This is a genomic window from Streptomyces sp. NBC_01335 (assembly GCF_035953295.1).
Lineage (GTDB): Bacteria > Actinomycetota > Actinomycetes > Streptomycetales > Streptomycetaceae > Streptomyces.
In genome coordinates this window covers 3,139,328-3,156,587 of record NZ_CP108370.1, presented here as the reverse complement: position 1 = coordinate 3,156,587, position 17,260 = coordinate 3,139,328, and the positions used below count along the sequence as shown (strand labels likewise).

At 67.0% G+C, this 17,260-nt stretch carries 12 protein-coding genes; 10 read left to right on the top strand and 2 right to left on the bottom strand.

Features of this window, described 5'->3' with window-relative positions; genetic code table 11:
* Positions 1-61: 61 nt before the first annotated feature.
* The 9 genes from rplL to tuf all read left to right on the top strand — a co-directional run bounded on the left by rplL (position 62) and on the right by tuf (position 14,567).
* Positions 62-445 (top strand): 50S ribosomal protein L7/L12, encoded by a 384-nt coding sequence (rplL, locus tag OG599_RS13480; RefSeq protein WP_327176211.1) that lies wholly within the window; start codon positions 62-64, stop codon positions 443-445.
* 600 nt (positions 446-1,045) lie between these two features.
* Positions 1,046-4,531: a DNA-directed RNA polymerase subunit beta gene (gene rpoB / locus OG599_RS13475; protein WP_327176210.1), complete on the top strand. Its 3,486-nt coding sequence runs from the start codon at positions 1,046-1,048 to the stop codon at positions 4,529-4,531.
* 129 nt (positions 4,532-4,660) lie between these two features.
* Positions 4,661-8,560, top strand: a complete 3,900-nt coding sequence (locus tag OG599_RS13470) for a DNA-directed RNA polymerase subunit beta' (protein ID WP_327176209.1) — start codon at positions 4,661-4,663, stop codon at positions 8,558-8,560.
* 169 nt (positions 8,561-8,729) lie between these two features.
* On the top strand, positions 8,730-9,488 hold the full coding sequence (locus OG599_RS13465; RefSeq protein ID WP_327176208.1) for a hypothetical protein: 759 nt from the start codon (positions 8,730-8,732) through the stop codon (positions 9,486-9,488).
* Positions 9,489-9,535: 47 nt separating this feature from the next.
* A complete protein-coding gene (locus OG599_RS13460; RefSeq protein ID WP_327176207.1) occupies positions 9,536-9,931 on the top strand; it encodes a hypothetical protein in 396 nt (131 codons plus the stop codon).
* Positions 9,932-10,201: 270 nt separating this feature from the next.
* Complete coding sequence (rpsL, locus tag OG599_RS13455) at positions 10,202-10,573, top strand: 30S ribosomal protein S12 (protein WP_003948652.1); 372 nt, start codon at positions 10,202-10,204, stop codon at positions 10,571-10,573.
* A 2-nt stretch (positions 10,574-10,575) separates the two neighbouring features.
* A complete protein-coding gene (gene rpsG / locus OG599_RS13450) occupies positions 10,576-11,046 on the top strand; it encodes a 30S ribosomal protein S7 (protein ID WP_219611728.1) in 471 nt (156 codons plus the stop codon).
* A gap of 39 nt (positions 11,047-11,085) precedes the next feature.
* Positions 11,086-13,212, top strand: a complete 2,127-nt coding sequence (gene fusA, locus OG599_RS13445; protein ID WP_327176206.1) for an elongation factor G — start codon at positions 11,086-11,088, stop codon at positions 13,210-13,212.
* A gap of 161 nt (positions 13,213-13,373) precedes the next feature.
* The gene (tuf, locus tag OG599_RS13440) at positions 13,374-14,567 is read left to right on the top strand and encodes an elongation factor Tu (RefSeq protein WP_327176205.1); all 1,194 of its coding nucleotides are present in this window, start codon (positions 13,374-13,376) and stop codon (positions 14,565-14,567) included.
* A 290-nt stretch (positions 14,568-14,857) separates the two neighbouring features.
* Here the strand turns inward: tuf and OG599_RS13435 are convergent, their stop codons facing one another.
* Positions 14,858-15,829: an ABC transporter substrate-binding protein gene (locus OG599_RS13435; RefSeq protein WP_327176204.1), complete on the bottom strand. Its 972-nt coding sequence runs from the start codon at positions 15,827-15,829 to the stop codon at positions 14,858-14,860.
* A gap of 231 nt (positions 15,830-16,060) precedes the next feature.
* A complete protein-coding gene (locus tag OG599_RS13430) occupies positions 16,061-16,546 on the bottom strand; it encodes a GNAT family N-acetyltransferase (RefSeq protein ID WP_327176203.1) in 486 nt (161 codons plus the stop codon).
* Positions 16,547-16,688: 142 nt separating this feature from the next.
* Here OG599_RS13430 and OG599_RS13425 point away from each other — a divergent pair, with 142 nt between their 5' ends.
* Entirely contained in the window at positions 16,689-17,240 is a 552-nt protein-coding gene (locus OG599_RS13425) for a cysteine hydrolase family protein (protein WP_327176202.1), read from the top strand.
* Positions 17,241-17,260 lie beyond the last annotated feature (20 nt).

The following is a 17,260-nucleotide window of genomic DNA, read 5'->3' as shown; positions in this document are numbered from 1 at the left end:
CCTTCGTACGCCCGCCGACATATACATCCGGCACCTGCCGACTTAGTGGAAGGACGCCATCATGGCGAAGCTGTCCCAGGAAGAGCTGCTCGAGCAGTTCGAGACCCTGACCCTCATCGAGCTGGCCGAGTTCGTCAAGGCGTTCGAGGAGAAGTTCGACGTCACGGCCGCCGCCCCGGTCGCCGTTGCCGCCGCCGGTGGCGCCGGTGTCGCCGCTGAGGCCGTCGAGGAGCAGGACGAGTTCGACGTCATCCTCACCGCCGCCGGTGACAAGAAGATCCAGGTCATCAAGGTCGTGCGTGAGCTGACCTCCCTCGGCCTGAAGGAGGCCAAGGACCTCGTCGACGGCGCCCCGAAGCCCGTCCTCGAGAAGGTCGCCAAGGAGGCCGCTGACAAGGCCGCCGAGTCCCTCAAGGGCGCCGGCGCGTCCGTCGAGGTCAAGTGACCTCACGAGTCTTCTGACTCTCCTGTGACGCCCCTGCCGTGAGGCGGGGTCCGTCGCGAACGCGAAGGGCGATCACCCGACCGGGTGGTCGCCCTTTGGCGTGCCCGAGCAGGCTGCCTTGCTCTTCCGTCGGTGGGTAGTAGGGTGATCATCGCCGTACGCCTCCTGAGGGCGTCGGAGAGGGCCTCCGAGCCGCGGACGCGGCCGCAGGGGGTGCGTGCGGGCCGGGGGGCCTTGACGAACCGCACGCGGCGCGCAATTCTCAGGACGCGTCTTCATCTCGGTCCGCATCCGAGGCATGGATCGAGAACGAAGCGGGAAGTAAAGAAGCGCGCGGCACACGCCGCGCGAGGGCTGAAAAGGTGTTGAGAACAGCTGTTGACAGCGACGCGGGTCTCTGAGAACCCCGACTGGACATCAGTGTGCCGCTTGGCTACACTGTCCCTTTGCGCTGCCTGTTAGCTGCCTCCTGCCCGTCACCAGGGGCATGCCCACGCTTGAGCATCGATGACAGATCTCCCTGAACGGGGATGTCCGTCCTCGTGTCGGCATGGGACCGGTACGCGCGTAGTGAGTCCGAGCCCTCGGAAGGACCCCCTCTTGGCCGCCTCGCGCAACGCCTCGACCGCGAATACGAACAACGGTGCCAGCACCGCCCCGCTGCGCATCTCCTTTGCAAAGATCAAGGAGCCCCTCGAGGTTCCGAACCTCCTCGCGCTGCAGACCGAGAGCTTTGACTGGCTCCTCGGCAACGCCGCCTGGAAGGCTCGCGTCGAGGCTGCTCTGGACAGTGGACAAGACGTCCCCACCAAGTCCGGCCTGGAGGAAATCTTCGAGGAGATCTCCCCGATCGAGGACTTCTCCGGGTCGATGTCGCTCACGTTCCGCGACCACCGATTCGAACCCCCGAAGAACTCGATCGACGAGTGCAAGGAGCGCGACTTCACGTTCGCCGCCCCGCTCTTCGTCACCGCCGAATTCACCAACAACGAGACCGGCGAGATCAAGTCCCAGACGGTCTTCATGGGCGACTTCCCGCTCATGACCAACAAGGGCACCTTCGTCATCAACGGCACCGAGCGTGTCGTGGTGTCGCAGCTCGTCCGTTCCCCCGGCGTCTACTTCGATTCCTCGATCGACAAGACGTCCGACAAGGACATCTACTCCGCCAAGATCATCCCCTCCCGGGGTGCCTGGCTGGAGATGGAGATCGACAAGCGCGACATGGTCGGTGTCCGCATCGACCGCAAGCGCAAGCAGTCGGTCACCGTCCTCCTGAAGGCTCTCGGCTGGACGACCGAGCAGATCCTGGAGGAGTTCGGCGAGTACGAGTCGATGCGCGCCACCCTGGAGAAGGACCACACCCAGGGCCAGGACGACGCGCTGCTCGACATCTACCGCAAGCTCCGCCCGGGCGAGCCGCCGACCCGCGAGGCCGCTCAGACGCTGCTCGAGAACCTCTACTTCAACCCGAAGCGCTACGACCTCGCGAAGGTCGGCCGCTACAAGGTGAACAAGAAGCTCGGCGCCGACGAGCCGCTGGACGCCGGCGTCCTCACCACCGACGACGTCATCGCGACCATCAAGTACCTGGTCAAGCTGCACGCCGGTGAGACCGAGACGGTCGGCGAGTCCGGACGTTCGATCGTCGTCGAGACCGACGACATCGACCACTTCGGCAACCGCCGCCTGCGCAACGTCGGCGAGCTGATCCAGAACCAGGTCCGTACGGGTCTCGCCCGTATGGAGCGCGTCGTGCGTGAGCGCATGACGACCCAGGACGTCGAGGCGATCACGCCGCAGACCCTGATCAACATCCGGCCGGTCGTCGCCTCCATCAAGGAGTTCTTCGGCACCAGCCAGCTGTCGCAGTTCATGGACCAGAACAACCCGCTGTCGGGTCTCACCCACAAGCGCCGCCTGTCGGCACTTGGCCCGGGTGGTCTCTCCCGTGAGCGGGCCGGCTTCGAGGTCCGAGACGTGCACCCGTCCCACTACGGACGCATGTGCCCGATCGAGACCCCTGAAGGCCCGAACATCGGTCTGATCGGTTCGCTCGCCTCGTACGGCCGCGTCAACGCGTTCGGCTTCATCGAGACGCCGTACCGCAAGGTCACCGACGGCCAGGTCACCGACGAGGTCGACTACATCACGGCCGACGAGGAGGACCGCTACGTCATCGCCCAGGCGAACGCGACCCTCTCCGACGAGCTGCGCTTCACCGAGCCCCGCGTCCTGGTCCGCCGCCGCGGCGGTGAGGTCGACTACGTGCCGCCGGCCGAGGTCGACTACATGGACGTCTCGCCGCGCCAGATGGTGTCCGTCGCCACCGCGATGATCCCCTTCCTGGAGCACGACGACGCCAACCGTGCCCTCATGGGCGCGAACATGATGCGTCAGGCCGTCCCGCTCATCAAGAGCGAGGCGCCCCTCGTCGGCACCGGCATGGAGTACCGCTGCGCCACCGACGCCGGTGACGTGCTGAAGGCCGAGAAGGACGGTGTGGTCCAGGAGGTCTCCGCGGACTACATCACCGTCACGAACGACGACGGCACGTACACCACGTACCGCATCGCCAAGTTCATGCGCTCCAACCAGGGCACCTCGGTCAACCAGAAGGTCGTCGTCTCCGAGGGCGACCGGGTCATCGCCGACCAGGTGCTCGCCGACGGACCGGCCACCGAGAACGGTGAGATGGCCCTGGGCAAGAACCTGCTCGTGGCGTTCATGCCGTGGGAGGGTCACAACTACGAGGACGCGATCATCCTGTCGCAGCGCCTCGTGCAGGACGACGTCCTCTCCTCGATCCACATCGAGGAGCACGAGGTCGACGCCCGTGACACCAAGCTCGGCCCGGAGGAGATCACCCGGGACATCCCGAACGTCTCCGAGGAGGTCCTCGCCGACCTCGACGAGCGCGGCATCATCCGTATCGGTGCCGAGGTCGTCGCCGGCGACATCCTCGTCGGCAAGGTCACGCCCAAGGGCGAGACCGAGCTGACCCCCGAGGAGCGCCTGCTCCGCGCGATCTTCGGTGAGAAGGCGCGCGAGGTGCGCGACACCTCGCTGAAGGTGCCGCACGGTGAGATCGGCAAGGTCATCGGCGTCCGCGTCTTCGACCGCGAAGAGGGCGACGAGCTGCCGCCGGGCGTGAACCAGCTGGTCCGCGTCTACGTCGCGCAGAAGCGCAAGATCACCGACGGTGACAAGCTCGCCGGCCGTCACGGCAACAAGGGCGTCATCTCGAAGATCCTGCCGATCGAGGACATGCCGTTCCTGGAGGACGGCACCCCGGTCGACATCATCCTCAACCCGCTGGGTGTTCCGTCCCGAATGAACCCGGGACAGGTCCTGGAGATCCACCTCGGCTGGCTCGCCAGCCGCGGCTGGGACGTCTCCGGCCTCGGTGACGAGTGGGCCCAGCGGCTCCAGGCCATCGGCGCCGACCAGGTCGCGCCCGGCACCAACGTCGCCACGCCCGTCTTCGACGGTGCGCGCGAGGACGAGATCAGCGGCCTGTTCAACGCCACGATCCCGAACCGCGACGGCGACCGCCTGGTCCAGCCCTCCGGAAAGGCCAACCTGTTCGACGGCCGCTCCGGTGAGCCGTTCCCGGACCCGGTCTCGGTCGGGTACATGTACATCCTCAAGCTGCACCACCTGGTCGACGACAAGCTCCACGCTCGTTCGACCGGCCCGTACTCCATGATCACCCAGCAGCCGCTCGGTGGTAAGGCTCAGTTCGGTGGTCAGCGCTTCGGAGAGATGGAGGTGTGGGCCCTTGAGGCTTACGGCGCCGCATACGCCCTCCAGGAGCTGCTGACGATCAAGTCCGACGACGTGACCGGCCGCGTGAAGGTCTACGAGGCCATCGTCAAGGGCGAGAACATCCCTGAGCCGGGCATCCCTGAGTCCTTCAAGGTGCTCATCAAGGAAATGCAGTCGCTCTGCCTCAACGTGGAGGTGCTGTCCTCGGACGGCATGTCCATCGAGATGCGCGACACGGACGAGGACGTCTTCCGCGCGGCGGAGGAACTCGGTATCGACCTGTCCCGGCGCGAGCCGAGCAGCGTCGAAGAGGTCTGACGGGTAGGCCGGCCGGATCCACGTGATCCGGCCGGCCCTCCCGGGACCCGTTCAGACCATTGCTGAAGTGCCCCATCTCCACGCTTCACGGCGAGGGGCTCGAACCCCCGAAAGAGGGATTGACGACAAGTGCTCGACGTCAACTTCTTCGACGAGCTGCGGATCGGCCTTGCCACCGCGGACGACATCCGGACCTGGTCCCACGGCGAAGTGAAGAAGCCGGAGACCATCAACTACCGCACGCTCAAGCCCGAAAAGGACGGACTCTTCTGCGAGAAGATCTTCGGTCCGACCCGGGACTGGGAGTGCTACTGCGGCAAGTACAAGCGTGTCCGCTTCAAGGGCATCATCTGTGAGCGCTGTGGCGTCGAGGTCACGCGCGCCAAGGTGCGCCGTGAGCGCATGGGCCACATCGAGCTTGCCGCTCCCGTCACCCACATCTGGTACTTCAAGGGCGTCCCGTCGCGCCTCGGATACCTGCTGGACCTCGCGCCGAAGGACCTCGAGAAGGTCATCTACTTCGCCGCGTACATGATCACGTTCGTCGACGAGGAGCGCCGCACCCGCGACCTCCCGTCGCTGGAGGCCCACGTCTCCGTCGAGCGTCAGCAGGTCGAGAACCGCCGCGACTCCGACCTGGAGAACCGCGCCAAGAAGCTCGAGACCGACCTGGCCGAGCTCGAGGCCGAGGGTGCCAAGGCCGACGTGCGCCGCAAGGTGCGCGAAGGCGCCGAGCGTGAGATGAAGCAGCTGCGCGACCGTGCGCAGCGCGAGATCGACCGTCTCGACGAGGTGTGGAGCCGCTTCAAGAACCTCAAGGTCCAGGACCTCGAGGGCGACGAGCTGCTCTACCGCGAGCTGCGTGACCGCTTCGGCACGTACTTCGACGGCTGCATGGGCGCCGCCGCGCTGCAGAAGCGCCTGGAGTCCTTCGATCTCGAGGAGGAGGCCGAGCGCCTCCGCGAGATCATCCGTTCCGGCAAGGGCCAGAAGAAGACCCGTGCGCTCAAGCGCCTCAAGGTCGTCTCCGCGTTCCTGCAGACCAGCAACAAGCCCAAGGGCATGGTGCTCGACTGCGTGCCGGTCATCCCGCCGGACCTGCGTCCGATGGTGCAGCTGGACGGTGGCCGCTTCGCGACCTCCGACCTGAACGACCTGTACCGCCGCGTGATCAACCGCAACAACCGCCTGAAGCGCCTTCTCGACCTCGGTGCCCCCGAGATCATCGTGAACAACGAGAAGCGCATGCTCCAGGAGGCCGTCGACGCGCTGTTCGACAACGGCCGTCGTGGTCGCCCGGTCACGGGCCCCGGCAACCGTCCGCTGAAGTCCCTGAGCGACATGCTCAAGGGCAAGCAGGGTCGATTCCGTCAGAACCTCCTCGGCAAGCGCGTGGACTACTCCGCGCGTTCCGTGATCGTCGTCGGCCCGCAGCTCAAGCTGCACCAGTGCGGTCTGCCGAAGGCCATGGCGCTGGAGCTCTTCAAGCCGTTCGTGATGAAGCGCCTGGTGGACCTGAACCACGCGCAGAACATCAAGTCGGCGAAGCGCATGGTCGAGCGTGGCCGCACCGTCGTGTACGACGTCCTCGAAGAGGTCATCGCCGAGCACCCGGTGCTGCTGAACCGTGCGCCCACCCTGCACCGCCTCGGCATCCAGGCCTTCGAGCCCCAGCTGGTCGAGGGCAAGGCCATCCAGATCCACCCGCTCGTCTGCACCGCGTTCAACGCGGACTTCGACGGTGACCAGATGGCCGTGCACCTGCCGCTCTCCGCGGAGGCGCAGGCCGAGGCCCGCATCCTGATGCTGTCCTCGAACAACATCCTGAAGCCGGCCGACGGTCGCCCCGTCACCATGCCGACCCAGGACATGGTGCTGGGTCTCTTCTTCCTCACCACGGACGAAGAGGGCCGCAACGTCAAGGGCACGGACCGTGCGTTCGGCTCCACGGCCGAGGCCACCATGGCCTTCGACGCCCGCGAGCTGTCGCTCCAGGCGAAGGTCGACATCCGCTTCCCGGTGGGCACCATCCCGCCGCGTGGCTGGGTGCCGCCGGTCGCCGAGGAGGGCGAGCCCGAGTACCAGCCGGGTGACACCTTCCGTCTGCGTACGAGCCTGGGCCGCGCGCTCTTCAACGAGCTGCTGCCCGAGGACTACCCGTTCGTCGACTACTCGGTGGGCAAGAAGCAGCTCTCCGAGATCGTCAACGACCTGGCCGAGCGCTACCCCAAGGTCATCGTGGCGGCGACGCTCGACAACCTGAAGGCGGCCGGTTTCCACTGGGCGACCCGCTCCGGTGTGACCGTCGCGGTCTCCGACATCGTCGTGCCCGAGGCCAAGAAGGCCATCGTGCGCGGCTACGAGGAGCAGGACGAGAAGGTCCAGAAGCAGTACGAGCGTGGTCTGATCACCAAGGACGAGCGCACGCAGGAGCTCATCGCGATCTGGACCAAGGCGACCAACGAGGTTGCCGAGGCGATGAACGCGAACTTCCCCAAGGTGAACCCCATCTTCATGATGGTTGACTCGGGTGCCCGAGGAAACATGATGCAGATGCGTCAGATCGCCGGTATGCGTGGTCTGGTGTCGAACGCCAAGAACGAGACGATCCCGCGTCCCATCAAGGCCTCGTTCCGTGAGGGCCTGACCGTCCTCGAGTACTTCATCTCCACGCACGGTGCCCGTAAGGGTCTGGCCGACACCGCCCTGCGTACCGCCGACTCGGGTTACCTGACCCGTCGTCTGGTGGACGTCTCGCAGGACGTGATCATCCGCGAGGAGGACTGCGGCACCGACCGCGGCCTCAAGCTGAAGATCGCGGTCAAGGGCGAGGACGGTGTCCTGCGCAAGACGGACGACGTCGAGACCTCGGTGTACGCCCGCATGCTGGCCGAGGACGTCGTCATCGACGGCAAGGTCATCGCGCCGGCCAACGTGGACCTCGGTGACGTGCTCATCGACGCCCTCGTGAACGCGGGTGTCGAGGAGGTCAAGACCCGTTCGGTCCTGACCTGTGAGTCCGCGGTCGGCACCTGTGCCTTCTGCTACGGACGCTCGCTCGCCACCGGCAAGCTGGTCGACATCGGTGAGGCGGTCGGCATCATCGCCGCCCAGTCCATCGGTGAGCCCGGTACCCAGCTGACGATGCGTACCTTCCACACCGGTGGTGTGGCCGGTGACGACATCACCCAGGGTCTGCCCCGTGTCGTCGAGCTCTTCGAAGCCCGTACGCCGAAGGGTGTCGCTCCGATCTCCGAGGCCGCAGGCCGCATCCGGATCGAAGAGACCGAGAAGACCAAGAAGATCATCGTCACGCCGGACGACGGAAGCGAGGAGACTCCCTTCCCGATCTCCAAGCGCGCCAAGGTGCTCGTCCGCGAGGGCGACCACGTGGAGGTCGGCCAGAAGCTGACCTTCGGTGCGACCAACCCGCACGACGTGCTGCGCATCCTCGGCCAGCGTGCGGTCCAGGTCCACCTGGTCGGCGAAGTCCAGAAGGTCTACAACTCGCAGGGCGTGTCGATCCACGACAAGCACATCGAGATCATCATCCGGCAGATGCTCCGCCGCGTGACGATCATCGAGTCCGGCGACGCGGAGCTCCTGCCGGGCGAGCTCGTCGAGCGCTCGAAGTTCGAGACCGAGAACCGTCGTGTGGTCACCGAGGGCGGACACCCCGCCTCCGGCCGTCCGCAGCTGATGGGTATCACCAAGGCCTCGCTCGCCACCGAGTCGTGGCTGTCGGCGGCGTCCTTCCAGGAGACGACCAGGGTCCTGACCGACGCGGCGATCAACGCCAAGTCGGACTCCCTGATCGGCCTCAAGGAGAACGTCATCATCGGTAAGCTCATCCCGGCCGGTACGGGCCTCGCCCGCTACCGCAACATCCGGGTCGAGCCGACCGAGGAAGCCAAGGCCGCGATGTACTCGGCCGTCGGCTACGACGACATCGACTACTCGCCGTTCGGCACGGGCTCCGGCCAGGCCGTTCCGCTGGAGGACTACGACTACGGTCCGTACAACCAGTAAGCGAGTCGCCTGATCGACCAACCGCAGGGCGGTCACCCCGTTGGGGGTGGCCGCCCTGCGGCGTTTCCGCGCCGGGGATTTTCGTGAGTGGCCCACGTCGCGTCCTCCGCGTCGGTAGAGTCCGGCGCCCGCAGGCGATGGCCGGTGTGCGGGGGGACGGGGCGGGGACATGGAGACGACGCGGGTCTTCTTCGGCGTGGCAGCGGCGCTGACAACACCTTGGGGGTCCGGCTGGCACCGTACGAGACCGGGCGCCACGGTGCTGTTCGCGGGCCTTTACGGCGCCTACGGGATAGCTCCGTACGTGGCGGACGGGCGTGCCTGGTCCGCGTGGGCCGTGGCCGTGCTGATGGCCGTCGGGTCGGTCCTGCTCCTGAGAGAGGCGTCGGCGCCGGCGCTCGGGTTCTCCCTGTCGCTGCCGCTGGCCACGGGGCCGTCGGCAGCGACCCGCCGCTCGGGGCTGGCTCTGTTGTCCCTCGCGGTGCTCATGGGTCTGTGGACGGCGGGCGGGAGGACGAAGGCCCTCAGCCTCGAGTTCGTCCTCAGCGACCGGGTGGCCGTCTTCCTCTCGGCGTTGCTGCTCGCCGTGTTCGGCGGCGGAGTGCTGGCGGCCATGGCCACCGCCTCGGTCCGGGCCGAGGTGGACGCCCTGCCCCCGGGTCCGGCCAAGGACCGGGCGCTCGAATTCATGAGTGGCAGCCGGATGATCGGTCTGCTGGAGCGCGGGCTCCTCTTCGCCTTCATCGGCGCCGGCCAACCGGAGGCGGCCGCGCTGGTGCTCGCAGCCAAATCGCTGGCACGGGTCCCTACGAACGATCACGGCAAGCACGCCTCGGAGTATTTCCTCATCGGTACGCTGGCGAGTGTCATCGCTGCGCTCGCGATGGGCATGGCCGCTCGGTCAGCAGTGGGACTGCCCACCTTCTAGGAAGAGGCACCGTGAACCTGCCCGAGCACCCGATCGTGAGGAAACTCATGTCTCTGCGCCTGGCGAGTGGTGACTACGTGATCGCGGGCAGCGGACCTCTGCTCGCGCATGGGCTGCGACAGACCGTGGGGGACCTGGACATCGTCGCCAGGGGCGACGCGTGGAAGGCGGCCACGAAGCTCTCCGCGCCGGTGCGCGCCCCCTCGGGGCACGGCTCGATGGTGGTGCTCTTCGGCGGTGACCTCGAGGTCTTCGACTCCTGGCTGCCGGGCACGGTGGGCGCGGACGCGCTCATCGACGGGGCGGAGTGGATCGAGGAGCTGCCGTTCTGCCCTCTGGACGTGGTCCTCGAGTGGAAGGAGCGGTCCTCCCGCGTGAAGGACCGGGAGGACGCGCTGCTGATCCGCAAGTATCTGGGCGGCGACGGCGCGTACCCGCTCTGACCGCCGGGCCGCCGTCGCGCGTCCGGCCCCGCCCCATTTGTTTTGACCCAAGTCGATGAGGTAGGTACGCTCAAGCCTTGTGCCTGGGGTGTGCCTGGGCTCGGCATGCGTGTCCTCAGCCGCAGGCCGGGTCCGCGATAGGGCCACCGCAATCTGCGCCTCATCCGTTGTTTTCCGGCAGAGGCTTGCAGTATTCGACACACCCGACCGCGTGGGTCGGCGATGTTCCAGGTTAGTTTCAACGAACGGCACACAGAAACCGGAGAAGTAGTGCCTACGATCCAGCAGCTGGTCCGGAAGGGCCGGCAGGACAAGGTCGAGAAGAACAAGACGCCCGCGCTCGAGGGTTCGCCCCAGCGCCGCGGCGTCTGCACGCGTGTGTTCACGACCACCCCGAAGAAGCCGAACTCGGCCCTCCGTAAGGTCGCGCGTGTGCGCCTGACCTCCGGCATCGAGGTCACGGCCTACATCCCGGGTGAGGGACACAACCTGCAGGAGCACTCCATCGTGCTCGTGCGTGGTGGCCGTGTGAAGGACCTGCCGGGTGTTCGTTACAAGATCATCCGCGGCTCCCTTGACACCCAGGGTGTCAAGAACCGCAAGCAGGCCCGCAGCCGCTACGGCGCCAAGAAGGAGAAGTAAGAATGCCTCGTAAGGGCCCCGCCCCGAAGCGCCCGGTCATCATCGACCCGGTCTACAGCTCTCCTCTTGTCACGTCGCTGATCAACAAGATCCTGCTCGACGGCAAGCGTTCCACCGCCGAGCGCATCGTGTACGGCGCCATGGAAGGCCTCCGCGAGAAGACCGGCAACGACCCGGTCATCACGCTGAAGCGCGCGCTTGAGAACGTCAAGCCCGCTCTTGAGGTCAAGTCCCGCCGTGTCGGTGGCGCCACCTACCAGGTGCCGATCGAGGTCAAGCCCGGTCGCGCGTCCACCCTTGCTCTGCGCTGGCTCGTCGGTTACTCCCGCGCCCGTCGTGAGAAGACCATGACCGAGCGCCTCATGAACGAGCTGCTCGACGCCTCCAACGGCCTCGGCGCTGCGGTCAAGAAGCGCGAGGACACCCACAAGATGGCCGAGTCCAACAAGGCCTTCGCGCACTACCGCTGGTAGTCGTTACCCACATCGAGACCGAGAGAAGACTGAAGCCTTATGGCTACCACTTCGCTTGACCTGGCCAAGGTCCGCAACATTGGGATCATGGCCCACATCGACGCGGGCAAGACGACCACCACTGAGCGGATCCTGTTCTACACCGGCGTTTCGTACAAGATCGGTGAAGTCCACGACGGCGCTGCCACGATGGACTGGATGGAGCAGGAGCAGGAGCGCGGCATCACGATCACGTCTGCCGCGACGACCTGCCACTGGCCCCTCGAGGATGTCGATCACACGATCAACATCATCGACACCCCGGGTCACGTGGACTTCACCGTCGAGGTGGAGCGTTCGCTCCGTGTCCTCGACGGCGCCGTGACGGTGTTCGACGGCGTTGCCGGCGTCGAGCCCCAGTCCGAGACCGTTTGGCGTCAGGCGGACCGCTACGGCGTCCCGCGTATCTGCTTCGTCAACAAGCTCGACCGGACCGGCGCGGAGTTCCTCCGCTGCGTCGACATGATCGTGGACCGCCTCGGCGCGACCCCGATCGTCATGCAGCTGCCGATCGGTGCCGAGGCCGACTTCCAGGGTGTTGTGGACCTCGTCCGCATGAAGGCCCTGGTCTGGTCCGCCGAAGCGTCCAAGGGCGAGATGTACGACGTCGTCGACATCCCGGCCGACCTCCAGGAGCTCGCGGACGAGTACCGCGGCAAGCTCGTGGAGACCGTCGCCGAGAACGACGACCAGATGATGGAGCTGTACCTCGAGGGCACCGAGCCCTCCGAGGAGCAGATCTACGCCGCTGTTCGTCGCATCACCATTGCCTCCGGCAAGGGTGGGGACACCACGGTCACCCCGGTGTTCTGTGGCACCGCGTTCAAGAACAAGGGTGTTCAGCCCCTGCTCGACGCGGTCGTCCGCTACCTCCCGTCGCCGCTGGACGTCGAGGGCATCGAGGGCCACGCGGTCTCCGACGCCGAGCAGGTCATCACCCGCAAGCCTTCGGAGGAGGAGCCGCTCGCCGCGCTCGCCTTCAAGATCGCGAGCGACCCGCACCTCGGCAAGCTCACCTTCATCCGGGTTTACTCGGGTCGCCTGGAGGCCGGCACCGCGGTGCTGAACTCCGTCAAGGGCAAGAAGGAGCGCATCGGCAAGATCTACCGCATGCACGCGAACAAGCGTGAGGAGATCGACGCGGTGGGCGCCGGCGATATCGTCGCCGTCATGGGCCTGAAGCAGACCACCACCGGTGAGACGCTGTGTGACGACAAGAACCCGGTCATCCTGGAGTCCATGGACTTCCCGGCGCCGGTCATTCAGGTCGCCATCGAGCCCAAGTCCAAGGGTGACCAGGAGAAGCTGGGTGTTGCCATCCAGCGTCTCGCGGAGGAGGACCCCTCCTTCCAGGTTCACTCGGACGAGGAGACCGGCCAGACCATCATCGGTGGTATGGGCGAGCTCCACCTCGACGTCCTCGTCGACCGTATGCGTCGCGAGTTCAAGGTCGAGGCGAACGTCGGCAAGCCCCAGGTCGCGTACCGCGAGACGATCCGCAAGGCCGTCGAGCGTCATGACTACACCCACAAGAAGCAGACCGGTGGTACCGGTCAGTTCGCCAAGGTGCAGATCGCGATCGAGCCGATCGAGGGCGGCGACGCCTCGTACGAGTTCGTGAACAAGGTCACCGGTGGCCGCATCCCCAAGGAGTACATCCCCTCGGTGGACGCGGGCGCGCAGGAGGCCATGCAGTTCGGCATCCTGGCCGGCTACGAGATGACTGGCGTCCGCGTCATTCTTCTCGACGGTGGCTACCACGAGGTCGACTCCTCGGAACTCGCGTTCAAGATCGCCGGTTCGCAGGCCTTCAAGGAGGCCGCGCGCAAGGCTTCTCCCGTCATTCTCGAGCCCATGATGGCCGTTGAGGTCACCACGCCCGAGGACTACATGGGTGAGGTCATCGGCGACATCAACTCTCGCCGTGGCCAGATCCAGGCCATGGAGGAGCGCCACGGTGCTCGCATCGTGAAGGGCCTCGTGCCCCTCTCGGAGATGTTCGGCTACGTCGGAGACCTCCGTAGCAAGACCTCGGGTCGCGCAAGCTACTCGATGCAGTTCGACTCCTACGCCGAGGTTCCGCGGAACGTCGCCGAGGAGATCATCGCGAAGGCCAAGGGCGAGTAACTCTCCCGAGCTCACGCTTTAGGCTTGTCACCGGAGCCTGGTGGGCATTCACCGTCGATGCGAAAGCGGAGGCGGTGGATGCCCCGGGTTCCGGCATCCCAGCAAAGATCACCTGGCGCCGATGAAGCAAGGCGTACAGAACCACTCCCCAGGAGGACCCAGTGGCGAAGGCGAAGTTCGAGCGGACTAAGCCCCACGTCAACATCGGCACCATCGGTCACATCGACCACGGTAAGACGACCCTCACGGCCGCCATTACCAAGGTGCTGCACGACGCGTACCCCGACCTGAACGAGGCCTCGGCCTTTGACCAGATCGACAAGGCTCCCGAGGAGCGCCAGCGCGGTATCACGATCTCGATCGCGCACGTCGAGTACCAGACGGAGTCGCGTCACTACGCGCACGTCGACTGCCCGGGTCACGCGGACTACATCAAGAACATGATCACGGGTGCCGCGCAGATGGACGGCGCCATCCTCGTGGTCGCCGCCACCGACGGCCCGATGCCGCAGACCAAGGAGCACGTGCTCCTGGCCCGCCAGGTCGGCGTTCCGTACATCGTCGTCGCCCTGAACAAGGCCGACATGGTGGACGACGAGGAGATCCTGGAGCTCGTCGAGCTCGAGGTCCGTGAGCTCCTCTCCGAGTACGAGTTCCCGGGCGACGACCTGCCGGTCGTCAAGGTCTCGGCGCTCAAGGCGCTCGAGGGCGACAAGGAGTGGGGCCAGTCGGTCCTGAACCTGATGGCCGCCGTCGACGAGTCGATCCCGCAGCCCGAGCGCGACGTCGACAAGCCGTTCCTGATGCCGATCGAGGACGTCTTCACGATCACCGGTCGTGGCACCGTCGTCACCGGCCGCATCGAGCGTGGTGTCCTGAAGGTCAACGAGACCGTTGACATCGTGGGCATCAAGCAGGAGAAGACCACCACCACGGTCACCGGCATCGAGATGTTCCGCAAGCTGCTCGACGAGGGCCAGGCCGGTGAGAACGTCGGTCTGCTCCTCCGTGGCATCAAGCGCGAGGACGTCGAGCGCGGCCAGGTCATCATCAAGCCCGGTTCGGTCACGCCGCACACCGAGTTCGAGGCCCAGTCCTACATCCTGTCGAAGGACGAGGGTGGCCGTCACACCCCGTTCTTCAACAACTACCGCCCGCAGTTCTACTTCCGTACCACGGACGTTACGGGCGTTGTGACCCTTCCCGAGGGCACCGAGATGGTCATGCCGGGCGACAACACCGTCATGAACGTCGTGCTGATCCAGCCGGTCGCCATGGAAGAGGGCCTGAAGTTCGCCATCCGTGAGGGTGGCCGGACCGTGGGCGCCGGCCAGGTCACCAAGATCCTCAAGTAATTACTTGGGAGTCTGACCTGGTTGCTCCTCACTGAGCACCGAGAAGGGCCCCGGCCCGCCGCGCGAGCGGTGGGACGGGGCCCTTCTTTTTTGATGTGGCCCGAGGGGTGGGAGGCGGTGCTGGGCCGTGTCTGATCATTCCCGCCGGGCGGTCGGCGTCCGGCACGGCACCTCGCGGCGTTGTCGGACCGCCCGTGTACATCCCGTACTCGGGCGGGTCCTCCGCCTCGCCTTGCGAGGCACCGCACCGGACACCGCCCGCTGATCCGACGCGCATGGTCAGACACGGCCTAGTGCCGGGCTGCCAGGGCCGCCGCGCCTATCTTCGGGGCCAGCTCGGTGACGGCCCATTCGACGCTGTGCGGGGTCGGTTCGGCGAGGGCCTGGGCGAGGGCGGGGGGCAGCGGGATGTACCGGCCTTCGGCGACCGCCGGCATCTTCCGGAAGGCGGGGGTCTGCTCCAGGGTGGCGAGGGCGTCGGTCGTACCGGCGGCGAAGACGATGTCGGTGTCGGCCTGGCCGACGTCGGCGTAGTCGAGGTAGGCGCGGGCCGGGTCGCTGGAGTCGGGCAGCAGGGCGGTGAGCTCGTTCAGCTTCATCCCGAGCCTGCGCAGCACGCGGGTGGAGGTGTCCTCGCGCGATTTCACCGCGCCGACTCCGTGGGGCATGGGGGAGACCAGCAGGTTGAAGCGGGTTCCGGTCATGGCGGGGAAGACCGCGCGGGCGTCGAGGGCGGTCTGTTCGGCGGCGCTGATCAGCTGTTCGCCCTGGTCCTTGACGCCGAGCGCCTTGGCGATGACGCGGGTGCTCGTCTGCCAGGGGTCGGCGTCGGGCCCCTTGACGTAGTGAACGACGGGCGCGAGGGCGGAGAGCTTGGCGTACAAGGGGTCGAGGGTGCGGTCCCGGGTCGCCAGGATCACGTCGGGTTTGTACGAGGCGACCTCGGCGACCACGTCGCCGCCGGCCGGGAGCAGGTGGGGCTGCTTGCCGGAGAGGGCGCTCCTCGTCCAGGGCGTGATGCCGCCGGCCACTCCCTCGTCGGCCGCAGGCATGGCCGTCGGCTTGAAGCCGAGCGAGAGCGCGATGTCGGCGCTGGCGCTGTCGAGCGCGACGACCCTGCGCGGCTTCCCCTTGATCTGCGCGGTGCCGAGTTTGCCTTCGACCGAGACGGAGGGGGTGGTTCCGTCGGCCGTGCAGGCGGTGGTCAGCAGCAGGGCGGAGGCTATGCCGACGAGTGCACCGGTCCGGATGCGGGTGTTCATGCTTCTCCTTGACTCGCTCCCCGCGACAGTAGCCCGATTCGTACGCACGTACGTGCCTGGAATCTGTGATTCCGGTTGCCCTGGTGGCCGGGGGCGGGAGGCGCGGGCGGCGGGAGCCTGCCCATGATCCGGGCCCATGACCCGGGTGGGTCTGTCCGCGCGTCCGCACCCGGACCGGAGCCGCCCCCCCCACCACCACGGAGACCGCGAGGGGTCGAGGTGCTCCGCGCCTCAGTCGGTGACGGCCGCCGAGGCGTTACGGACCGGTCGGCGGACCATGTACACGTCGATCGGGTCCTGGCTCTCCTCGACGAAGCCGTGCCGCTCGTACAGCGGGCGGGCGGCGCTGCCCCGGACGACGATCAGCCGGACCTCCGCGCCCGCCTCGTCGGCGCGGGTGAGCAGCGAGCGGAGGACCGCGGTGCCTATGCCGCGCCCCTGGGCCTCGGGGGCGATGTAGAAGTTCTCCAGCCAGCGGCCCCGCTCGACGGGGCGCAGGGTCACGCTTCCGGCGAAGGCTCCGTCGACCTCGATGACCGAGGTGTGCTCGGGCGCCCAGACGTCGCGCAGCCGCTGGCGTACGCGGTGGTCGTCGTACCGCCCGAGGCGTTCCAGGTCCGGCCGCATGGCCTCGGCGCGCAGGTCCGCGATGGTCTCCAGGTCGCCGGGGAGTGCGGGGCGCAGGGCCCAGGCGACGGCGGTGGTGCTGTTGTTCATCCGTCAAGTATCTAGGCCACCCCTGCGGGGAGTTGACCGGGGCGGCGCAGTACCGTCGCCACGACGAGAAGCCGTTGAACCCGTTGCCCCCTCGGTGGCTCTCGTCGGCCCCCGTCGACTCCTGTACGAGAGAAGGAACCCGATGTCCGAGCGCGCGGCCCTGCTGATCATGGACGTCCAGAAGCTCATCGTCGAGCGGCTTGCCGGGCCGGATTACCTGGACCGGGTGGAGGAGGCCGTCGAGCACGCCCGGAGCGAGGGGACGCAGATCATCCATGTGACGGTCGGGTTCCGTCCCGGGGCCCCCGAGATCCACCCGCGGAACAAGATGTTCGCCGGCCTGGCCGGTCGCCAGGCGGCGCCCGCAGGCGTGGACCCCAACCCGATCCACTCCCGGGTGGAGCCCCGCCCGGAGGACGTCGTGGTCGTCAAGCGGCGGGTGAGTGCCTTCGCGGGCAGCGACCTCGACATGGTGCTGCGGGCCGGCGGCTTCGACCACCTGGTCCTCGCCGGTATCGCCACCAGCGGGGTGGTGCTGTCGACCGTGCGCCAGGCCGCCGACCTCGACTACCGGCTCACCGTCCTCTCGGACGCCTGCGCGGACGGCGACCCCGAGGTGCACCGGGTCCTGACGGAGAAGGTCTTCCCGAAGCAGGCCGAGGTCGTCACCGTGGCGGAGTGGGCCAAGGGCTGAGCCGCCCGAGCGCCGAGCGC

Coding starts and splice junctions, on each gene's coding strand:
- rplL (WP_327176211.1), top strand. CDS start 62: ATGGCGAAGCTGTCCCAGGAAGAGCTGCTCGAGCAGTTCGAGACCCTG.
- OG599_RS13465 (WP_327176208.1), top strand. CDS start 8,730: ATGGAGACGACGCGGGTCTTCTTCGGCGTGGCAGCGGCGCTGACAACA.
- OG599_RS13460 (WP_327176207.1), top strand. CDS start 9,536: ATGTCTCTGCGCCTGGCGAGTGGTGACTACGTGATCGCGGGCAGCGGA.
- rpsG (WP_219611728.1), top strand. CDS start 10,576: ATGCCTCGTAAGGGCCCCGCCCCGAAGCGCCCGGTCATCATCGACCCG.
- fusA (WP_327176206.1), top strand. CDS start 11,086: ATGGCTACCACTTCGCTTGACCTGGCCAAGGTCCGCAACATTGGGATC.
- OG599_RS13435 (WP_327176204.1), bottom strand. CDS start 15,829: ATGAACACCCGCATCCGGACCGGTGCACTCGTCGGCATAGCCTCCGCC.
- OG599_RS13430 (WP_327176203.1), bottom strand. CDS start 16,546: ATGAACAACAGCACCACCGCCGTCGCCTGGGCCCTGCGCCCCGCACTC.
- OG599_RS13425 (WP_327176202.1), top strand. CDS start 16,689: ATGTCCGAGCGCGCGGCCCTGCTGATCATGGACGTCCAGAAGCTCATC.